This is a genomic window from Arthrobacter sp. JUb119 (assembly GCF_024807995.1).
Classification (GTDB): Bacteria; Actinomycetota; Actinomycetes; order Actinomycetales; family Micrococcaceae; genus Glutamicibacter.
Window position 1 is genome coordinate 53,595 of the sequence record NZ_JANUFE010000009.1, and the last position, 20,744, is coordinate 74,338.

Annotated in this window: 19 protein-coding genes; 6 read left to right on the forward strand and 13 right to left on the reverse strand. The window is 56.0% G+C overall.

Annotated features, from left to right (window positions below):
- Positions 1 to 5 precede the first annotated feature (5 nt).
- The 3 genes from M2368_RS17925 to M2368_RS17935 all read right to left on the reverse strand — a co-directional run bounded on the left by M2368_RS17925 (position 6) and on the right by M2368_RS17935 (position 2,001).
- Positions 6 to 830, reverse strand: a complete 825-nt coding sequence (locus M2368_RS17925; RefSeq protein WP_332731464.1) for a hypothetical protein — start codon at positions 828 to 830, stop codon at positions 6 to 8.
- Positions 831 to 1,154: 324 nt separating this feature from the next.
- Positions 1,155 to 1,364 (reverse strand): hypothetical protein, encoded by a 210-nt coding sequence (locus M2368_RS17930; protein ID WP_332731465.1) that lies wholly within the window; start codon positions 1,362 to 1,364, stop codon positions 1,155 to 1,157.
- Between the two features lie 10 nt (positions 1,365 to 1,374).
- Positions 1,375 to 2,001, reverse strand: coding sequence for a hypothetical protein (locus M2368_RS17935; protein WP_332731466.1), 627 nt, complete (start codon positions 1,999 to 2,001; stop codon positions 1,375 to 1,377).
- Between the two features lie 522 nt (positions 2,002 to 2,523).
- Between M2368_RS17935 and M2368_RS17940 the strand changes: the two genes are divergently transcribed.
- Complete coding sequence (locus M2368_RS17940; protein ID WP_332731467.1) at positions 2,524 to 3,912, forward strand: IS256 family transposase; 1,389 nt, start codon at positions 2,524 to 2,526, stop codon at positions 3,910 to 3,912.
- A gap of 571 nt (positions 3,913 to 4,483) precedes the next feature.
- Here the strand turns inward: M2368_RS17940 and M2368_RS17945 are convergent.
- Positions 4,484 to 4,723, reverse strand: a complete 240-nt coding sequence (locus tag M2368_RS17945) for a hypothetical protein (RefSeq protein ID WP_332595315.1) — start codon at positions 4,721 to 4,723, stop codon at positions 4,484 to 4,486.
- Positions 4,724 to 4,875: 152 nt separating this feature from the next.
- Here M2368_RS17945 and M2368_RS17950 point away from each other — a divergent pair, with 152 nt between their 5' ends.
- Positions 4,876 to 5,073: a hypothetical protein gene (locus M2368_RS17950; RefSeq protein WP_498724790.1), complete on the forward strand. Its 198-nt coding sequence runs from the start codon at positions 4,876 to 4,878 to the stop codon at positions 5,071 to 5,073.
- An 18-nt stretch (positions 5,074 to 5,091) separates the two neighbouring features.
- A complete protein-coding gene (locus M2368_RS17955) occupies positions 5,092 to 5,334 on the forward strand; it encodes a hypothetical protein (RefSeq protein ID WP_332595316.1) in 243 nt (80 codons plus the stop codon).
- Between the two features lie 156 nt (positions 5,335 to 5,490).
- Here the strand turns inward: M2368_RS17955 and M2368_RS17960 are convergent, their stop codons facing one another.
- Together M2368_RS17960 and mobF are read right to left on the reverse strand one after the other, a co-directional pair.
- Positions 5,491 to 5,757: a hypothetical protein gene (locus M2368_RS17960; RefSeq protein ID WP_332595317.1), complete on the reverse strand. Its 267-nt coding sequence runs from the start codon at positions 5,755 to 5,757 to the stop codon at positions 5,491 to 5,493.
- Between the two features lie 187 nt (positions 5,758 to 5,944).
- Positions 5,945 to 10,285 carry a MobF family relaxase gene (gene mobF, locus M2368_RS17965; protein ID WP_332595322.1) on the reverse strand — a complete coding sequence of 1,447 codons (4,341 nt, stop codon included), beginning with the start codon at positions 10,283 to 10,285 and terminating at the stop codon, positions 5,945 to 5,947.
- A 602-nt stretch (positions 10,286 to 10,887) separates the two neighbouring features.
- Between mobF and M2368_RS17970 the strand changes: the two genes are divergently transcribed.
- On the forward strand, positions 10,888 to 11,322 hold the full coding sequence (locus tag M2368_RS17970) for a hypothetical protein (RefSeq protein WP_332595318.1): 435 nt from the start codon (positions 10,888 to 10,890) through the stop codon (positions 11,320 to 11,322).
- Positions 11,323 to 11,600: 278 nt separating this feature from the next.
- Here the strand turns inward: M2368_RS17970 and M2368_RS17975 are convergent, their stop codons facing one another.
- Positions 11,601 to 12,023, reverse strand: coding sequence for a hypothetical protein (locus tag M2368_RS17975; protein ID WP_332595319.1), 423 nt, complete (start codon positions 12,021 to 12,023; stop codon positions 11,601 to 11,603).
- Between the two features lie 1,603 nt (positions 12,024 to 13,626).
- Between M2368_RS17975 and M2368_RS17980 the strand changes: the two genes are divergently transcribed.
- Positions 13,627 to 14,580 (forward strand): GT-D fold domain-containing glycosyltransferase, encoded by a 954-nt coding sequence (locus tag M2368_RS17980; protein WP_498724792.1) that lies wholly within the window; start codon positions 13,627 to 13,629, stop codon positions 14,578 to 14,580.
- Between the two features lie 742 nt (positions 14,581 to 15,322).
- Here the strand turns inward: M2368_RS17980 and M2368_RS17985 are convergent.
- The 6 genes from M2368_RS17985 to M2368_RS18010 all read right to left on the reverse strand — a co-directional run bounded on the left by M2368_RS17985 (position 15,323) and on the right by M2368_RS18010 (position 19,918).
- Complete coding sequence (locus M2368_RS17985) at positions 15,323 to 15,673, reverse strand: hypothetical protein (protein WP_402735350.1); 351 nt, start codon at positions 15,671 to 15,673, stop codon at positions 15,323 to 15,325.
- 131 nt (positions 15,674 to 15,804) lie between these two features.
- Complete coding sequence (locus M2368_RS17990) at positions 15,805 to 17,061, reverse strand: DUF3238 domain-containing protein (protein ID WP_402735349.1); 1,257 nt, start codon at positions 17,059 to 17,061, stop codon at positions 15,805 to 15,807.
- Between the two features lie 413 nt (positions 17,062 to 17,474).
- Positions 17,475 to 17,834 (reverse strand): hypothetical protein, encoded by a 360-nt coding sequence (locus M2368_RS17995; RefSeq protein ID WP_498724793.1) that lies wholly within the window; start codon positions 17,832 to 17,834, stop codon positions 17,475 to 17,477.
- 646 nt (positions 17,835 to 18,480) lie between these two features.
- Positions 18,481 to 18,933, reverse strand: coding sequence for a hypothetical protein (locus tag M2368_RS18000; protein WP_498724794.1), 453 nt, complete (start codon positions 18,931 to 18,933; stop codon positions 18,481 to 18,483).
- Positions 18,930 to 19,247 carry a PadR family transcriptional regulator gene (locus tag M2368_RS18005; protein ID WP_448937572.1) on the reverse strand — a complete coding sequence of 106 codons (318 nt, stop codon included), beginning with the start codon at positions 19,245 to 19,247 and terminating at the stop codon, positions 18,930 to 18,932. The genes M2368_RS18000 and M2368_RS18005 overlap by 4 nt, the downstream gene beginning before the upstream one ends.
- Positions 19,248 to 19,417: 170 nt before the next feature.
- The gene (locus M2368_RS18010) at positions 19,418 to 19,918 is read right to left on the reverse strand and encodes a tetratricopeptide repeat protein (RefSeq protein ID WP_434691875.1); all 501 of its coding nucleotides are present in this window, start codon (positions 19,916 to 19,918) and stop codon (positions 19,418 to 19,420) included.
- A gap of 203 nt (positions 19,919 to 20,121) precedes the next feature.
- On the opposite strand from M2368_RS18010, the gene M2368_RS18015 reads away from it, so the two are divergent.
- Positions 20,122 to 20,706, forward strand: coding sequence for a recombinase family protein (locus tag M2368_RS18015; RefSeq protein ID WP_402697775.1), 585 nt, complete (start codon positions 20,122 to 20,124; stop codon positions 20,704 to 20,706).
- Positions 20,707 to 20,744 lie beyond the last annotated feature (38 nt).

Here is a 20,744-nt window from a genome sequence, read left to right on the forward strand (position 1 = left end):
TGCTTTCATGAATTCCCGGTTGGTCGTTTTCTGAGGATCTGCACGACTTCGGCGGTAGCACCGACCCAGCTGCCGACCGCCGGGCTAATTCCGTGTAGCAGCCGGGTGGAGGTTCTGAAGTATGATTTCGCGTCGGTATTCAACAGTGGTTCGTGATGAGCAATGCGGTTTCGCAAGGCGTGCGCCCTCTGAAGGTAGTACTGAACCACGTAGACGTTGCTCAGGCCTGGGAAGGCTTTGGACAGGGCTTCAGACCAAAGTCGTCTAGCGGCCAGCTCTTTCGTCCGTTCCTGCTGGCTGAGCTGGGACAGCGGAGTGTGTCGATGCTTGGGGTTGGGCAATAAATGCAGCCAAAAACCAAAGGTGGTGTGTGCGATGATGTCATCGTGCGTGATGTGGGCTCCATGCCTGGGGTGGGCTGGGTCTCTTTCGTTGCTTCCGTCAATAGCCCGCCGCAAGGCACCCTCGTAGGTTGACAAGATTTTGCCCTTGCGCGTTCTCGTATTGACGAGTTTGAACAACAGCGGCGCCGGGTGCTTGAGCCACTCTTCGGAATTGCCGCCGTTGCGTTGACGAGCATCGTTAGAGTTCGGCTGCCCGAGGGTGAGAGGTTGGGCCGAATTCCAGATACGAAGTTGCAGATCCATCGCATGGCGGAGGACAACTTCAACGTGTCCCAGAACTCGTGAAAGTTCCGCCGCGAGCTTTGAGTTCCACGTGTAGGTAGCTAAAGCTAATTTGCGGTCGTCCTGGCAGCAATCCAAGTAGGTTTGAAACCGAGCGCCGGCCAGGAAGCTACCAAAATCCGCTAGTTGATTCGTTGGGGTCACCAAAGTAGAATATTAGACAGAAGCTGGACCGCCTAACTTGTATAAGTTGGGATTGTGATCCGTGCATATATCATTGGGAAGTCCTCGTACCGCCAAGCGGTATGGGGCTTCTTTTTATCTACAGACGCTTCATGGCCAAGTACGGCCCGCTTTGATCACATTAGACGGGGGTCCCTGAACTTTGCCCGCAGTCCGTAGCCAGGTTTGCTCGCAAGCAACCATATTCACGTACTAGGAGAGAATTCTTAGGTAGCCGAGAAAGGACGCTCGACGACCGCTAGAAAAGTTTTCCTAGCAGTCATCAAGCGTCCTAGATCCTGCGAATTATTTATTCGCAGAGTTCTTCCAATAGATAACAGTGCCGATGACAGCAAACCCTAAAGGTGCAATCCAAGCCTGAACCGAGAACCACGCCTGCATTGAAGAAAGATCATGTGAAATCGTCAGACCAGTAATGATTCGGGCAACTAGCAGAACCCATACAAAGGTCAGGACAGTTTTTAGCGCTCTACTTGAGCGAGCAGAATTTTCCATTTCAACTCCTTTATAGTTTGCCGCGGCAACTCCATGCGCCCCATCCCAGCGCCACGCCAATCCCCACAGGACCGCCCAAAGACTTTACGACAGCAGGGCCTAGGAACTTAGCAACTGCTTTTGCCGCAATTCCCCAGTTCCAAGAGCTGATTCCGAGTTTTATAGCTGAAATGATGCCCGGAGATCCACCTAGAGCGGGGATGCCCAAACCGTTCAAAATTACGCACTTTGCGAATTCTGTCGATCCGTAGGGCTGGAGTGTTTTCCCAGGAGTACGGCGCTCAATCTCGTTAGTTGCTTGCTCAGATTCTTTCTCAGCCATCAGGTTTAACGAGTCGCTCAACATACGTAACTCAGCTGTCCTGTCCTGAACCCCATCCTCAGCAAGATTCTTTGTGTTCACAAAGAACTGACCCGAAGAATCCATCTGGATATAGCGCGTGAACAGAGTCTCCACGTCTTTTTCCAGCTGTTCCATTTCCTTCTGGCTAATTTCACCTGACGAGTCAACAGCTACAGAAGTAGCAATAGTTCCAGTGCTTTGCTGAGAGGCAGCGAACGCACCGGACGGAACTCCTGCAAGCAAGGCACCGACCAGAGTTGCGGAGCACAACATAACCGTACTTTTCTTGAACATCGGGTACTCCTCATTGAGTGTAACAGTGATGATAATCGGCTGAAGCTTCCTACAACCGATGCTTTCTGCGAGAGTTCGAGAAAAGATCAATTGAGCGGACGACTATTTTTCTCTTACTAACCGATAAATTACACGGTAGTGAAGACGAATCTGCTTGTAAATCATACTTTAGTAGGAGGGGAAGCTTCCGTTTTAATTCCGAACGGTTCAGCGCGTGCGACTTTCTTGTGACGTCGCTAGGTACGTTTCTAACACTTGCGTTTGCCTGCTCGTGGTCGCGGAGTTTTCTTTTGAGGACGCTACTCTGGTGGGTCTTGTGCTGCGGGTGTGTGTTGCATAGATGCATTTGCCCTGACAGACAGGGCTCTAGGGCCATTGACAACGAACTCAGATTTTGGTGTGCCTATCGAGCATACGAAGAACCCTAAGGGACCACCATTGCGTCAATCGAGCGTTGAGCCTGTCAGGCTGATTGTGTAAGAACCCTAGTCAATTGATAGAAAGAGACTAGGAAAACACGACATGACCATCCAGAAAGACCAGGCTGAACAACCAGTGGTAAACGCCTCAGACATCGCCGACAAGTTCGCAGCCCTCGGCTCCATGGATGCCGTCAAGGAATCCGGGGCCTTCGACGAGCTCATGGGATTCATCGACCGCGGAGAGATCCAGCTCGACGGCAAAGACGGCTTCATCCAGCAGATCATCCGCGCCGGACTGGAACGCGGCCTGAAATCCGAGCTGAGCAGTCACCTGGGCTACGAACAAGGCGAAAGCCACGGCCGGTTCCTGCCGAACTCCCGCAACGGGTCCTACCCGAAAACCGTGTCAACCATCGCCGGCGATATCGACCTGCAGATCCCACGAGACCGGGCCGGAACCTTCACCCCAACCCTGGTGCCCAAAGGCTCACGGCGCACCGGCGGCCTGGATGAAATGATCATCTCCCTCTACGCCGGCGGCATGACCGTCCGCGATATCGCCTACCATCTGGAAACGACCGTCGGCACCCAGCTGTCCCACGACACGATCAGCAAGATCACCGACGAGGTGCTGGAGGAAGTCTCGGCCTGGCAGGAACGCCCACTCGAGGAGTTCTACCCGATCCTCTACCTGGACGCCATCGTGATCAAGGTCCGCGACGGGCATCAGGTCCGCAACAAGGCCGCCCACATGGCCATCGGCGTCACCGTGGAGGGCATCAAGCACGTGCTGGGCCTCTGGGTTACCGAGAACGAGGGCGCGAAGTTCTGGGCGCAAGTCTGCGCGCAGCTGGCCAACCGGGGCGTAAAGGACGTCCTCATCGCCTGCTGCGACGGCCTGACCGGCTTCCCCGAGGCGATCGAGGCGACTTGGACTCGTGCGACCGTGCAGACCTGCGTCGTGCACCTGATCAGGGCGGCGAACCGGTTCGTGTCCTACGGCGACCGCAAGGCCGTCAGTGCGCAGTTGAAGAGCATTTACACCGCCCCGAGCATCGAATCCGCAGCCAAGGCCCTGGATGATTTCGAAGCGTCCGAGCTGGGGCGGAAGTATCTTTCAGCGGTGGCGACGTGGCGTAACGCGTGGGAGCGGTTCACCCCGTTCCTCGCGTTTCCCCCGGAGCTGCGCAAGGTCATCTACACGACCAATGCGATTGAGTCGATGAACTACCAGCTGCGCAAGGTCACCAAGTCCCGAGGCCATTTTCCTTCCGATGCGGCGGCGGTGAAGATGCTGTGGCTGGCGATCTGCAATATCGAGGACAAGCGGGCGAGGGAGCGTTTCAAGGATGCGCAGAAGAAGGGCCGCACGCCGCGGGCTGGTGCCGGGTCGCATCTGGTGGAAGGGGCCGGGACGAACGGTTGGAAGCAGGCGTTGCAGCAGTTGGCGATGGCGTACCCGGAGCGGATTGAACCGTATTTGACGTGAGTATTACGATCCCTGAATAACGGACGTGACTAGGGGCTTACACAAACAAACTGACAGGCTCCGAGCGTTTCCATGAATCCCATTTCTGGGGTGAGAGGGGGGAAGTCTCCATGCAGGAGTGGTATCGCTCGCCCCTGTCAGGGACTTTTAAACTTTTCTCCTTCAGCATTTCTTATCCGTCTCCATTCAGGGCATCACATGGGTCGGTAGATCGTCAGAAAACAATCAAAACGGGGCCAGACGTCTCTTACGCGAACAGGTGGGCGCTGAAAAGACTGCAAAAGCAATGAAAGCAACTGAGCTGACAATCAGTGCTGATGGGAAGTCCTCGTATCGCCAAGCGGTGTGGGGCTTCTTTTTTATCTACGTACGTTTCCTGCGCTCAACGCTCTGGCTCCGCGTAAAAGGAAACTGCTGTGAAGCATCGGCGGTAAAGCGGTTCATTTCATGTCTGCTGTTATCCGAATCGCATGCATCCTCGTATAAATAGCAAGGGACGAGGGCTCCTGCTTTCTACGTCGAAGAAACCCACGGATTCCGTGGGTTTCTTACGTTCACACCAAAAGGCCGCTCAGCTGAGCTGAGGGCCCTCTGGTGTCGGCTTCGTTGCTCGATTGTGTTCAGCAGGCGGTGGCTGCCGCTCACTGGCTTGTTGTTGCTTGATCCGCTGCAGCTTGCTCATGATGTCTTCGATGGCGGCCGAGGCCGGTTCGCTGGTTTGAGCCGATCCTTTGATCCGTTCGATCAGCGCTTCGGTCCTCTTCCGCGGCCGAGTGCCGTCGGAGACCTGCTCACCGGCATACTGCTGCACCCCGTGGACAATCGTCTTTTCACTGCCGCGCGCGGTACCGGCAACCAGCCGGTCCTCAGATGTGGGCCGATAGGACCTGAGCCGGTCAGCTAGGGCGCTGGCCTTGGTCTCTGGACTGTTTGTGTTGCTACAGTGGGTGCCAACCTAATGCCTTGGGAGCTGCTGCAAAAGTTGGATATAAGTTAGTCAAGCGGTTCGGATCCGTCAAAAAAGGCGTGAATATTATATGGCGTGCGTACCACAGCAAAAAGGGCGCAACCGCAAAGCGAAATGCAGCTGTAGCTGTAGCTGGTGGCCTGTTCGCCGAGCTTATTGGCATTAACGACATCAAGCAAAACTGTTTCTCCTAATCCGGAAAGAAGTTCCCAATGGCTACTGAAGCTAACCCAACGTCGCAAAATAAACGTAAGCCGAAGGCTATTCTTAGCGACTACTTTTATCTCGTCCTCGCTCTCTTGGGCCTTTCGCAGCTTCCTGCTACCTTCCAGACCAACGGACTATGGATAGGTCTTCTTCAGCTCGGCGCAATTTTGTGCTTCACCTATCTCATCGCAGCTGGCAACAAAGGTCGTTTTGTTCCTTGGCTAGATCACGATAAGCACCGTAATTAAGTGCCCGGTGGCTATGAAAGAGAGCGCTTACCGCTATCTTTCATAGCCACCGTCCTTTGGACGTATAGCTTGCACCGGGACATATGGCGTCGCAATTTTCCGAGGTGGCATAGCAGGGCTTCGAGTAGTCGGCAGGGTCGGGAATCTGAAGGCACGTTATTTCGCGAGGCGCACTGCTCTTGCTGCCACGTTCTGAGCCTCTCGTTCCTTTTGCGCACGTTTCACGGCAGCCAACTGTGTTTTTAACCAGACGTTCTCGCGCTCCACCAGCTCCAGCTGTTTCATTTGTTTTCGAAGTCGCGGCGCAGCCTCCAGCCCATAAGCCTTTTCCAAACTGGCGCAGGCTTTTTGAGTTACCCAGAGATCGTTCTTGGCATGCCATAACGGACCTAGGCCATCCTGATAAGACGATGATATAGGCATGGTCTTCCTGTGACGGACCATCACCCACCGCTGATCCGCATGCCCCATCTCCTCTGCAAACAACTGCCATTGTCAGCATGCTGCTTATTGCTCAATGTCCGATTTCCTTCTGTCTTGCGAGGGGCAGGATGTTAGACCACGTCATTAACCCAAGCGTGCATTCAACACGATAAGTAGTTCAAACCCCTTATCTCAGTGTTGGGCCAGATGGTCCTCGGCGCTGCGCTTCATCGTCCTTGAGCTTACGCTGCTGATCAGCTGCTTGTTCCTGTGCCTCTTGGGTTTTGCGCAGGCGGACCAGCAGTTCGTTGGTCTCAGCAGCCCCGGACCCTTCCTGGCCGGCATGGTGTTCGCTCGTGCTCATGGCGTTCTCCTTCTCCTGTGGGGTCGTTTCGTTTCTGGCTTGGGCTCGTTGGCGTAGCGCCGCGATCTTCGCCGCAGCGTCTGACTGCCCCACCGTTGCGGCAGATTCATTCGTCTTCTGCTGTGCTAGTTGTTCCTTCGCATCGGCTGGCATTGGCTCGCGGTTCGTCAGTTCAGAGTGCTTATGCAGTGCCGCGGCGCGGTTGCGCAGATCCTGCGCCACCGGACTGTTCTTCACATGCTGTGCAGGCAGGAGGGCTGGTTCAGCATCGGGGATGTTGTAGGTGCGGCGGTAGGCTGCGATTTCCGCGGCCAGCCGGCGCCATTCTTCAGCCCGGTCAGCCCGGCCCGGTACTGGGCCCAGGTCTTCCAGCCATGCTGGTGGGTTTTGGGCGAGTTCTGCTCCGAGCCGCTGATGCTCGGCATCAACCACGGGACGGTATGCTTCGATCTGTTCCTTCCACGCCGCGGGCAGGCGCGGGTCAGCCAACGGCTCGCGCGGTGCGAACCACTCGCCCAACCTGTTCGGTTCACGGTGCTTATCGAACGGGGCCTGTTCCAGTTCGCGCAGTTTCAGCTCGGTGCTGATGCGGCGCAGGACGGTGCCGCTGGTGGCGGCCAGGTTCTTGTGGTCGCGGTCGCGGATCTCTGCTTGGGCCAGTGGTTCTGGCATGTCCTGGCGCAGCTGCTGTTCTGCGCGCAGTCGGCCCAGTGACCAGGATAGGTACTCTTCGTTGTTGTCCATGTCGGAGGGGATCTGGCGGATCAGTTCGTTATCGGTGCACTTGATCCGGGCTGCTAGTTCCTCCTCGGACAGGTGGCCATACAGCCGGCGGGGCAGCGGTGAGATCTTTTCAGCTTCGGCAAGCTCGACCGCGCTCTTGCGGTACGAGGTGCCGGCGTCTTCAGCCCGGTCCATAGCGCGTTCCTTCAATGCGACAAGGTGGTCCTGGTCGACCTCGCGCAGTGGGCGTTCGGCGGTGGCGAGGGTGGCTTCGCGGTTGTCGAGCAGGGTGCCCATACGCCAGGCCAGGATCGCGGCGATGCTGTCTGCTTCGGCGAAGTCGTGCTGGGAGTAGGCGTCCTCGATGAGGGTTTCGAGCTTTACCCCGGACTCTTCGGCCCGCTCCAGATGCCGGGCCACAGCTCCCCAGGCCGGGTCTTCAAGGATTGGCTGGGCGATCGGGTTGCTGAGGGTGGTGCGCAGGATCTGCTCGTATTTGGCAGTCTGGGCTTGGACTACCAGGTCCCGATAGATCATTCCGAGGCTGTTGATGTCTCGGGCCTGCTCGAATTCGCGAGTCACGGTTTCGTGGGCGGTGAGGTTCAGGTCCGTCCGCTCGGCAATACCGTTCAGGACCGTGTCGGCTCGGTCCCCGTCGGCCAGGCCCACATAGATGCGGTTGTCATATTTGCCGCGACTGGTCGCCACATACGCGCCGGCACGATCAGTGCTGCTGGTCAGCAGTGCGTGGGCTGTGTCCACGGTGGCGCCCTGGGCACTATGCACGGTATCTGCATAACCGAGGATCACGCTTTCAGCGACGTAGTCGGCGGGGATGGCGGCCAGTCCGTGGTGTTGCTGGTGCCGGGCGAGCAGGTGCCCGGATTCGATGCCTTCGACCACCCAGGAATCGTTGTTCTTCACGAAGTCCTTGCCCTGGTGGACGCTGAGGCGGCGGTCGTTATTCTTGGTCAGGATGACATCGCCAACATAAATCTGGGTGTCGTTGCGGCCGGTGATCACCTGGGTTTCATCCAGTTCGCCGCGCCCGAGCCGGTAGACCTGGGCCTTTTGGTTCAGGGTGGCGACTTGTTCATTGGTGCCGGCCAGCATGAGCGAGGTGCGCTCCTCGTTGGTGTCTTTCTGCCAGGCAGCGAACACTTGATCAGCCATGTCACCGGTGATGCCAGCTTTGATCTTCCCTTCAGCACGGTAGTACGCCCACGGGTCATCCTTCCCGAGTGCGGGAGCTTCACGCAGGGCCAGGGATGCGGCGGCTTCGCTGAGATTCGGGCTGCCATCGGCGTTCCTGAACCGGTGGATTTCCTCCAGGTGAACCAGTTGCTCTTCCTGGTTGAGCAGGCGCAGGATGCCGCCAGAGCCCACAGCAGCCAGCTGCTTGTCATCACCAATCGCCCGCACCAGAGCGCCGTGCTCCTGGGCTTGTTCGATCAGGGCCAGAAATTGGGTGGTGCCGATCATGCCGGCTTCGTCGATGATCACCACGTCCCCCGGCGACAGCTTCTCCTCGCTGGCCAGGAGCCGGTCCACAGTCATCGCTTCCACCCCGACCTCATGGCCCAACAGGGTCGCTGCTTTGGCCGAGGGAGCCACAGCAATCACGTGGTGATCGGCTTGCTTCATGGCGTTTACGGCCAGTTTCATCGAGGTTGTTTTACCGGTACCAGCTGGTCCGATACCTGCGACGAGGAGTTTGGGGCTGCAGGAGAATTCGCGGGCCAACGCCACCTGCGCCTCGTTCAAGCGGCCCTCAAAACTATCAAGGACGCTCTGGAAATGATCAGTCGTGACCGTGGGAATAACGTCGGTGCGCGCGGCCTGCAAAACCTTGTGTTCGGCTTCTAACACCGTCTCTGAGGTATAGAGGGCGGCGTGGGGTTTCTGGTACTTGTGCACCGCCACCATAGCCCCCGCCACCGATGCAGGCACAGGAAAATCAGGGGTGACTTTCAAGCTCAGAGAGTCGATCGCGGTGGATCGGACTTGGGCGATAACCGCATCAGCGACGGGTTGGGCTTGATATTGGCTGGAAAGCTGGCGGCGCACTTCAGCTTCCACATGCGCCTGATTCCACGTCGCCCGCGACTGCTCCAGGCGGGTGATGGTGGACTGCGCCAACTCACGGATCTGTTCCTCTGGCAGCTGGCCGATCGGCGTGTAAACCGGTTCCTGGCCGACGGAATACTTGCGCGCCGCAGCGAATAATTCATCGCCCACCAAGGCTCCGGGGACGGTGGAGAATTTGTCTTGCCAGTGCTCGGTGAGCTCTGAAAGGGAGAGACCTTTCTTCTTCTCAGCACGGGTTTCCAAAGTGGCTTGCTGGGAGAGCTTGATCAGCTGCTTCGGACTCGGAGCCCGCCCATACTTGTCCTCGAACTCATCAACGAGGGTCTTCAGCTGGGCTTTGATATTGCTCCGGCGTGAGGACGCAGCCTCAATACTGGCCAGGGGGATGCCGCCAATTTCGGTGATCTGGCGTTTGCCTTCCACCGTTCGTTGGGTGGTGGCGAGTCCCAGGTCGCGGCAGATGTTCTGCATGACCCTTGCGTTGTAATGCTCCGAAGCAGATACCGCATACTTGTGCAGGACGGTCCCGTCGATGGCACTCCACTTGCCATCCATCCCCAGCACTTTGTTGGAAACGACAATGTGGTCATGCAGCTGCGGATCCCCATCACGGGAGTCATAATGCCGGAAGGTGGTGTAGATCAGGCCACCGTCCACGTCTTCCGAGCGGACCCCGTTCTTGCCGCGGCGGGTGAAGACCGCATTGTTCTCCAAGTACTTCATGGCGTCTTCGATGGCCTCGTGATGGGCTTTCTCGATGACTTCCTGGACCTTGCGGTCGCTGACTCCCCAGAGGTAGGAGATGCTCTTGGACGGGGAGAACACCATGTCATACCCGGCCACCGCGTTCGAGCCCCTATGGGTCTGCCGGGAAATGAACTGGGAGAGTTCTTCCTTGGTCTTCGGCTTGCGGCCGTGCAGTTTGTAGAAGTGTTCGCCACCGGCCTTGGTGCGGAGGACGCGTCGTTCATCAGCGGTCGGTTCGCGGTGCTTGAGCCTGGTGAAATCACCCAGGGCGGTGTTAATCTTCTTGGCCAGTTCGCCGTCGAACTGGTCGAAACGCTTGTAGCGTTGACCCAGCTGCGCGTGGATCTTCTCCCCCGACACCGGATCCATCTGGCCGGCTAATGGGTGTTGTCCTAGCCCGTAGAGCAGCTCCATTTGCTCTTCGGTGACTTCCCCGTTCACGCCGAGGTTCTTAGCACCCCGTCCTCCCCAGATGCCGGGCGGGTGGCCGGTGACGGTGTAGTAATCCCCGAGCTTCCGATCCGGTGAGCGCAGCTCATCAGCGGAGGCAACTTCGCGGGTGTAGTAGAGATAGCCGTCCCCTGCACTGAGCTTATGCAGGGTCATCACACGTTCGACTCTAGCAATTCCGGCCAAAGTTATCGAGGATGCAAGAGGTGTGACAGATCTGGTCTTGATGGATCGGGAGAAAATAGGGCCGGAGGACTTCGACGATGCGTGAGAGATCTTGGGACGTCCGAATGAGGTACGAGTGGAAACTGGCGGGCCAAGGCTCTTGCGTGTCGGGGATGGAACTGGCCGGAGGGCTGCTACCGATTCATCATGTTGGTCGGCTCTGCATCCTTTGAGGAACGAAGAAGAAATAGTGCAGAGGCGGGCAAAGAGATCTGGCCATCAAAAGAAGGATGTTTTTGGTGCGGTTTTGCATATGCGATCTTCGCTGTGTGCAGGTGCGTCCAAGGTGGGTTTGATAGGGTCGCTGCTGTGCCCAGGGCAAGTCTCTTGTGTGAAACCGTGGCCCGATGTTTTCCACGTGTGGGCGGGTGGAGACGGCGCTTAATCTCAAAGCCGTCCACAGGTGGCAAACATCGGGCAGGACAGAGCCTGAGCGTCAGCGAAGCCCGTTAACGCGTTTTTGGGCCGGGGTGCGCGAGGGGTGTCCCCTCGCAAAATTTTGTTTTCGAGTTGGCGAAGGATGAAGTGTTTTGATGAGTAAGCCACGCAAGTCTGCTGCAGCGTTGGCCGCCCGGGAGAAGGCGCGTGCGAAGGCTGAGGAGATCACGCGCCGCAATGAGCAGTTGATCGAGTTGGCGGCGAAGTTCTTCATCCATGAGGACGAGATCGAACTGATCGATGAGGATGCCGCGAAGAAGATCGCCGAGCTGCATGCGACTGCCGAAGTGAAGAAGGATAAGGCGCGAGTTGCTGCGGCGTCGGTGGTGGAGCAGATGCTCGGTACGGGAGAGTCGAAGAAGTCGATCGGTGAGCGTCTGGGGCTCAGCTCCGCGGAGTTGAAGAGCTTCCTACCCCAGGCGGCTCCAGCGAAGGAACCCAAAGTGGTCGAAGAACAAAACGAAGAGACTGCCCAGGCCCCAGCGTCGACTGCCGAGGGACAAACTTCCGGAGTTGCGGCCAATGCCTAAGGCCGAATGCTGAGCGCGGTGCCGCTTCTGCCGATGCGTCGGGTTTGAGCTTATGTGTTCGGCCCACGTTTGGCCGTTGACTGCGGATCTTGAGGCGCGAACGTCTTCCCCTCAGACCGGCTCCTGCGCAATCCATGCAACACGGCAGCGCCGGTGCTTTTGTGCTAGAAAAACATCCTCAATCGAGCGGCGGAACATACAGCCCATTGCCACTGGCAGAATGCCCGTGACAGAGCTTTGGCTCTGAACGCGTGAGCACTCAGAGCCAAAGTGCTGGGTTAGTTCCCGAAGTCCGGAATGTATGGTTCACATAGCCCGTCGATCTGCTTGAACTCTTGCGGGTTCATCCCTTCCAGCGCTTCCGGTCCATCCGATTGCCCGCTCGCCCAGTACCAGAACGCCTCCTTGCTGATGGCAAGGTTGCGGGCTTCGCAGCTGCGGTACCAGCGCGCGGTCACATCGCCCTCCACGTACGTGGTGTATCCGAAGAGCATCCCGGTTTCATCGGTCGTCTTAGCTGCGGCGAAGATGATGTAGGGCCAGGATCCCAAGTCCCATCCATCGCGTCCCCACCCTGGAACTTCGTGCCATCCAGTGCCGGCCAGCGATTCCATCCAGTCATACCCTTCGCCATACATATCGCGTTCGACCGTCGCTGGGACGGTGACGGTTTCGCGGGTGTCCTTGGTTGTGGTCTGCATAGGTTTTTGTCCTTCGCTTTACGGAAGAGGGGCAGGTTGCCAGCCTCCCGCCGAAGCCCTCCCCCGGTTGTTTTTTGCCTGCTGGCGAAATGAAATGAAGCGGGGCCAGCCGGAAAACCCATCAACCCGCCAGGGGTGCGCAATCCACGAAAATCTTGGGCCGAAAGAAGCGACGAAGGAGCGCGGCCCGAGAATTTCTGGTGGAGCACGCCCGAAGCGCAGCGAGTGGCTTGTGGGTTTGGAGATGGCCCGTACACTCCGAAGGACAGCAGCAAAAAACAGGAAAAAACCGGACGAAGTCCGGGCCAACAGCCGGCCGCGCCAGCGGACGCCCGACACACCCTGGAGACGAGCTTGCGAGGACCCAGGGTGCTCAACGGGACGGGCACCTCACGGCATACCTAGACTGCGTCTAACGTCCACGACTAGCCTGAACGGGGAATGCTCGCATGTTCAGGACCACCAGCGGGAGTTGTCACAAAAGTTCGGGACATCGGGTTCACACAGCCCTTGAAACACAGGAAACAATCAACTCTCTGCAAGTCGCCCATGATGCCCCACAGATCAACTACGAGCAGCACACGAAAGCGCAAAGTACTCGTTCATCGCGGTATGCTATCTGACTCAATTTGGAAGCGACAAGGGCGCAGCACCATGCGCGGTGAGTATCTTCCGGCCTACCGGCTCAGCGCGTGAGAACTGGTCCACCGGTAACTGGCTTAATGAAAAACCAGAAATCTTCAGGGCGTGGTGTGCCAGTAAGCATACAGCTGGTGGTTTAGCCTAGTTTCATGCGTGGTTCAGTCTCATGGCGACACCACGCACTGTTCGGATTGAGCGTTTCACCTCTCTCATCCGTGCGGGAACCCTGCATAATGGCTAGGTGCCCTATTGGGCACCTAGCCATTTTCATCTGCAAGCACTGAACAGGCTTAGATTGACGTTCTGTGGACCAGGGCAGCCACACTTCAACGGTCTTAAACCAGCGATGAACAACCACGAGCAAGCGATATTTACTTCTTATTCAGCGTCATCGCCACTGTGGCATATCCAGGCTTCGCGACAGTTAACCAGACCGTCGATTTCTTAGCAGCGTCCTTCTTGGTCACGGTCTAATTCGGCTGGGTGATCTTGCCGATAATCTTTCCCGAGCGCAGCCACTGATACAAATCTTTCACGCCCTTCGCGTTTCAGGTACCAGCGCTTACTTTGAGCTCCCTGCCAGTGGCTTTCATGCCAATAGTCGCACGCTCCTTTACTACCTTCAGCTTCGCTGGAACGACCTTGTCCGTAGACGCACTCGTGAACACGGGATTGGTCGGGTAGTCCACCCGCGATCACAGCATTCGATCCTTCCCAGATAGACGGTAAGACGCGCCCGTCGCCCCTGGAATCGCTTTAACATTGCGCGTCCACTGCAGACTCGTAAAAGGATAATTGCCCACATTTGAACCGCAGATACTTCGCTTATCCATCCATCTAATTGTTTGAGCGACACGACCACAGCCCTGAGCTGGCATCGAAGCGCATCGTAAGATGAATCCAAACGCATAGAATCACTGCAATACATTGCACCCTCTGCGCATCACCCTGCGGCCCTGCAGTGCGGGATAACGCGGCTCCTCCGCGAGAACGGATACTAGTTTTGCTGTCAAAGATCAAAGAAATCGCGAATCGCACCTTCCACGTGGAGATCCGGAATAAGAAACCCATTCCTGTCAAGATGAGCGGACACGAGGAACTGCCGGCACTGCTCAAGCAAGTGATCGCCGAACTGAAGAAAAATCGCAACGAGCTGACCGCGATTCGCACTGCCACCACTGGCCGGTACATGGACGAAGTGGCAGAAGTCTACGCGCACCAAGTCCTGCCCTTTAAGGAGTCTCTGGAGCTACTGGCCGCGTCTAACGCCTCCATCGCACGATTCGGAGATGGCGAATTCCGGCTCATGCTCCGCCCAGAGTTCAACCTAGGCTTCCAAAGCAACTCCAAGGAGCTCCAGTATCAGCTCCGGGAAGTCTTTGAAACTCAATCCGAAGACCTGCTCATCGGTTTCCCCTTCTTATTCCGAGATGCCCACTGGTCCAACGTGTATGCCGAGCTGTGGCCCAGCTTGAAGCCACTGGTTAACCCTCAGCAAAAATACATCAATGCCCATATCACCAGGCCCCGAGTGTTTGAAGTCCTGGGCCAGGAAGCAGTAGAGCTATGGCGTAAAGTCTGGGACCGGAAAGATGCCGTCATCATCACCGGCGAGGGCTCACGGTTTGATTTGGTCCCGGCACTTTTCGATAACCTGAAAACCGCAGACTTTATCCATTCAACTCCCAAAGACGCATTTACCGACCTGGAACGAGTTGTCTCCGAGACCCTGGAAAAGAATCCGGACCTTGCCATTATTTCCCTGGGCCCGGCCGGAACCATCCTGGCCAAAAAGCTCTCCGAACGCGGGATCCGAGCTCTTGATATTGGCCATTTGAGCAGCAGTTACCTCAACGTGGTGCAAGGCCAAGCACGTCCGGAACATACTCCCGCAACGCGGCAACTACGCAAATAGCCCGCACCTTTGCCCCAAATGCCGCCTCCGTGAAGCAGCGCGTTCCCCCTTGCACTTACTGGAACGCCATCCAATTCCGCGCATAAATCGAGCTGACTTGAGGACCATGGACCTCACTCGCGCTCTCTTACCGAAGCCTGCAGTCAAATGGGAGCCTGGAACGGCGAACCAACCTCTAAATGGTATGTTTTCAACAAATCATCTGAAATGAGAAAACACCATGAACAAAGCAGTACAAGCCGCTGAATATGCTCTTTGGTGGTCATTGTTGACCACCAGCCTCATGGCACTATGGTGCTTGGGCCGCAATACCTTCAAGCACGTCATGCCTTCTGAGAACGTTCTTACTGGCTCCGCCAAGGCCCTGGTGGCCAGCTTGCCCGCTGCCGTCGTGGCTTTAGCCATCATCAGCACCCGTCCATCCTCGTTTCTGCGATGTACCCACACGCACCGACGAATGCCTGGCTGTGGCTCTGGACTGCGCCCGCTGGCCTCGGAGCGCTATTTATCGGCTTCCTGGCCTTGGGCTTGCTGGTGAAGCTCGCACGCCGGTTGGAACCGATGCCATCACCTTCAACATAGCAAGCAGCGCGAACAGGGACCGCGCCGGGTAGGCGCGGTCCCTGTCTAGTGCCAGTTACTTAGAACCGGGTCGCTACGTCAACGATGCAATCATTTCCAAGGGCGTCAATAAAGCTGTAGTTCAGGGGCTGCCTGGTTCAACTCACCCTTAGCGAAAGATCTACCTTTTCGTGCTGCGGGTCCGAATACGTCGATGCAATAGGTATTCAAAAAATCCCGAGGAAACAGCAAAGGTCGCTACGACGATCAATCCCAGAATCGGTGACAGCATAACGCCTGATGCGTAGTCTCCCCGAGCAACATCACTTTGTCCTGCTGTCGAACTCCAGATGGGAAGACTGGCAATTACGCCAAACAGTGTTGCACCGAGGAAGACGCCGATCAGATCACGCACCACGGAACGAGTCTTCTTGATCAAGGTCGGTACGGTGGCAAAGATCAAAATGGCGGTAAAAGGAACAAGAATGCCAGCCCACAACGTCGTGTACCCTAGCGGCGTAGCTTCAGACATGTATGAGATCAGATCAACAGTGAATGCAATGAGAATAAATATCGGCAGCGATAGCATCTGTGAGCTAAGACGTTCTTTAACGCAATTTTCCAACTCGTAAGACCTTTCAAAATATTATTTTTAGCTGTAGTTCAATTGATCTTCAATTTCACAGTTCGGCCGTATGCATTATTTCCGCAAGGGACAGCTAAGCAAGCGAAAGATTTCCGCTTGAGCCTATGGATGTTGGTCCAGTTCCCACGGAGGTTGGTGCGTGCATACATTTCATGGTTCGGGACCTGAACTCGGTTGAAACTAACTTTCATCGTTCCGGACCGGTACATTTTCACAGCGCCCGTGTAGCGGATCGCTCCCGCCCCGGGGCATAAAGGGTTAGAAACTTGATGACGCATCCTCCAGTAGACGTAACTGGATGATCGCTGCATCTGTTCAGTCTTGATACCCCGTGCGCTTGCCTGCTTCTTTTTCTTAAGGTTTCCTGATTTGTCGTAACCCTTGGAAATAGAAACCTGCGCAACCTTATAGACCTTGCCACGAGACCAGTCGACTTTGATGCCAGCTACGGTTTTATAGGATTCGTAGGCTGCTCCGTTCTTCAGATTCTTCCATGACCTGTTGTTGCCGTTGTGCTTCGTAACGTTCCAGCTATTTGAAGTGACCTTGCATGCCGCAGGGACATCTACATACTTCTCAGGAATAAACGTCGTGTAGTAGAACTCGGTCCATTGATTCTTTTTCGCAGCCGCGGGAGTGGCAATAGGAATCGTCAGTTGGGTCGTTTCGTCTCCCTGTTCGGTCTCCACACCAAACATTGCAGCCGCTTCAGCGCGAGGAAGCGTGATGGAGCCGTTACTATTTTCAGTTTTGTTCGCTGGCATAGCCACCACGATGCCAGAGGAATCGTAAGAAATTACATCTTTTACTGCGGTTCCGGCTGGAGCTGCAATGGTCACAGTTGTGGCCGTACTAGCGATAGCAAGCACCGGTTTGAAGTCAGCCGCGGAGACAACTTTCGAGGTCGCCTCCACCTCATAGCCATCTGACTCGCCGGAAACTGGGACCTCGTCAATGGGGTCAGCGGGGCTTCCAAGGGTCTCCGGATCTGCCAATGGTGCGGTCTGTGTTTCAGACAGCACTTGAACTTCTACTTTTTTGCCATTCTTCGTCAAGCCTTCATAGAAGTCTTCCCCTGAACCGTCTCCATCGATCTTTTTTAAAGCAATATTTTGACCAGCTGGATCTTTCAGACTGATGCTTGATTTAGCAACGGTCATTGCGCCGAGATCCGAAAAATTAAACGGAAGAGGAGCAGGAGTCCCCACTCCTATCCCTGGTATCGCACTGTTCAGAGCATTCTGATCTGAGTCGGTAGCAGTTGATGGTGCCACTAGCCGCTCCGCCCCGAATGCCGGTCCTGCGATTGCCCCTAGCATTAGAGACATCGTCACACCCCAGACAACCGTTTTCGTTCGATGCACAGAGCTGTTCATAGGTCCTCCCCTTTTTTGGCTTGATCTTATATCGATAAGCATGAATTACTGCTTTATGACTTTGAAGGAAACAGCCACCTGGCAGGTACTCAGTAGATGAATTCGTTCATATATTCAATGATTCCAGAGATCTCGAAACCTGAAATCTCAATTGAAGTACATTCAATGGAATTGACTTATCTACAAAAAGAAGAATAATGAAGGTTCTGCCTACACCTATGAACATCTGAAGCTATCAGTAAGACGATAAATGTTTTGGGGCCGTACCTAACAGGTACCGCCCCAAAAATTTTTGCAAATCGCTTCTGTTCTCACCGATCCAGGCCCGCTCGTTGGACTTGGATTCCATGGCCGCGGATCTTACGACCCTTGGGTGCTTTGGCCTTCCCGGCGCCCTTGACCGCATCGGTGGCGGGCTTGCCCTGACTGACGTCAGCCCGCATGCGCGTGGCCACCACCTCGCGGTCAATACCCTGGGCTTCGAGACTCTGGGCGGTGCCTGCACGGCGCTCGGCGCTGTCGTAAACGGTGCGCCCGTCCTCGCGGGCACGGTCGGCCTGTGCCTCGCGCTGCTCAGCTTCGGCAACGGCACGCACGCGCCCCTCGGGGACCGGCTCATGTTCGGCAGCAGCCCGGGATTCCTCGGCCCGACGCTCGTCCTGTTCTGCCATTGCCATCAGCCGTTAAGCTCGCCAGAGTCTCACAGATGTGCGCAATCAGACGGCCCGAGAACTTGTCGAGCTTCAAGCCTAAATTGCAAAGCGAGTTGGTGATGCTGAGCGCGAGGACGTCAAAGCTTTCAACGCTGCAAGAACGGCCGGTTGGTCAGTCGAGGAGTCGCGAAAAATCGACTACGCCGAGCCGGACAAAAAAGTTCGCGCCCGTCGCCGCTCCACACGTAAAACTGGGCCGAAGCCTGCCGCGCAGACCGATTCAGGTTCCAATGAAAAAGACGCCCCACAGGGCGTCGAAGAATCGTCGTCGGGTTCGTAATCTAGCCCCCTGACCACCTGTGGACGGCGGGACCCTGGCTGACCGCCCGCACCTCACCTTGCATCGATACGTTGCAGTGAGAATATCACGGCCCGTGCACGGCCTCGGTGGTGGCGGTTCCCCTCGTTATCGGAATCAGTTGAACCGCCATTATTAGCTGGGAGAAAACCGTCAAATCAAGCTAACAGTCACAAAAAACGATCGTTTGCGGTATACCGCAAGAGGAACCTTTAGCGGGATACCCGCTACTTGTCTGTAGTTCCTCTGTCTCGGGTAGCGCGCTTCTAGCCAAATCGACAGATTCTCACGCTGGAGATAAATTGCTTACTCACCCTGATTCGTAGGCGCAATCTCACCACCTCCCAACACCTCGACACCATCAATGATCATTGGATCAGATGGTGTGGTCCGAGCATTCTCTTCAATCATCCCCTCGGGAACAATAATCTGAGTAACCTCGTGATTCGAGATTGCTGAAAACCCAGCAATTCCTCCGAGTGTCAGCACAGCAGCAATAAGGGCAGTGGGTAACAGAATTTTCATAGCTTTATCCTCTTTGAATAGGGCCGGGTTGGACAATGAAGCAAGCCCATGGGCAATCCGCAAACGTGCGCCAGCAATAAGGGCACCGGCAACGACATCAGTTGACGGAATTTCCAACTCACTGCAATCCCGAAGATCCGCCCTCCATTGCTCTGAGCGCACCTGCCGCAGATGTGCCGGGGTTACGAAAAGCGATAGTCGCAACAGTGCACGTACCAGCAACGTCTGACTCATGCGAGTCTCCTGGATTGAGAGGCAGCACCCATGGATGCTTTCGGCCTCTGGGTGGAAATGTACTCCTGGGCATGCGGAACAGCCTCCGCTTCCAACTTAAAGTACCGCCGGCGGGGACCCTTGCGAGTCAGATCTGTATCCCACTCGCTAGTAATCCAGCCAGCATCCTCCAAACGCTCCAGAATCGGGTAAACCGTTCCCGTCTTCAACCCGGTCATCTTCACGATCTGGAGACCCCAGATCGACTCGGATGATTCCATGAGCGCACTAACGACAGCAGCTGTAGCAGGGGTATGTCTCGTCAAGCGTTCCATACCCTAATGCTACCTATGTAGATTTAGGCGGTCAAGCAACGGCAGCCAGTCATTCCCAACTTTGGTGGCTCACCACATTTCAGGGAAACTTGTCCAAAAGCGGATCCTTCTATGAACCATTGTCAGAATTTCCAAAGGATTCCTTACCGCAGGTTTCTTCTGTGATCTTCTCACTGACGGGCCGGAAAGGTGCCCGGAAGTTCCTCCGCATACTCTTTCAGGGCTCTCTTGTAGCCGTCGAGCGTAGGTATGAGAGCGAGCAGCGCGGTACGCAGTGCATCTCCGTAACGACCTTCGTCATATAGTGCTAGGGCGAGAAAGGCTTGGCGCGCGTCATCGTCGTTCCCTAATGAAGGCGCGGATTCGAGTATTGATACTGCCTCTGCCGACGCGCCAACGTTGCGCAGGGTGCTTGCCAATTGGATAAACACGCGTGTTGCACGTTCCCCTTCAAGTCCCGCTTCGATTGCAGCCCTATAGTACGGAATTGCGTCAGTTTCCAATCCTAAAGAGTCATGGACCCCGCCCAATTCAAAGAGAGCCGACGCATCGCCTGGCGGCCGTTCCGAAGCGAGGGACCGCATCGCTGCGATGGTGGCGGTAGGGTTCGACTCGTCAAACGCAAGCTCGTAAAAGTCATCGATCTTCTGATCCCAGGGAGAGTTAGTCATGGCCATAGTCTGACAGGTGACAAAACAAACGACAATGAAGTGGCTCGTGATCACGTTGCCCCGTAAGCCGGTCGTTCACCGGTACAACTACAGACGACTTCGGACACTAATAAATTTGGCGAGTTTCAGCGATTGCTAGATTCCCGTATACCCCGCCCGATAAAATGCCCGGTGAAGGGGCGCTAAACGGTACACTCCAAATCATGACCGGACTCCTGATCGGATACGCGCGCGTATCCACTAACGACCAAGACCTCACAGCTCAAAAGAACGCGCTCATGGCCTCGGGCGTGCCTCCTGAGAAGATATTCACCGACCAAGGCCTCACCGGCACCAATAGAGCACGGCCAGGACTCAGCGAAGCATTGGCCGCCTGCCGCAATGGGGATACGCTGGTGGTCACTAAACTAGACCGGCTGGCACGCTCATTACGCGACGCAAAAGACATCGTTGACGAACTCACCCGCCGTGAGGTGAAGCTCAGCATCGGCGGATCTATCCATGACCCCACCGACCCTGTAGGCAAGTTACTCTTCAATGTCTTAGCCATGGTTGCCGAATTTGAGGCAGATCTAATCAGGGCGCGTACCCGCGAGGGCATGGCCGTTGCCAAAGCAAAGGGCAAACTGCGCGGCAAACAGCCCAAACTCTCCAAGAAACAAGAAACCCACTTAGTCGCGCTTCACCACGCGGGGACCCATACGACGGCAGAACTTGCCGAACTCTTCTCAGTGGCTAGATCCACTGTTTACCGCGCTATTAAACGCGCGGGTGAAACAGCCAGTTAGGGCCGCACATTCCCTCTGTGCAGGATAGTGCAGAGGAC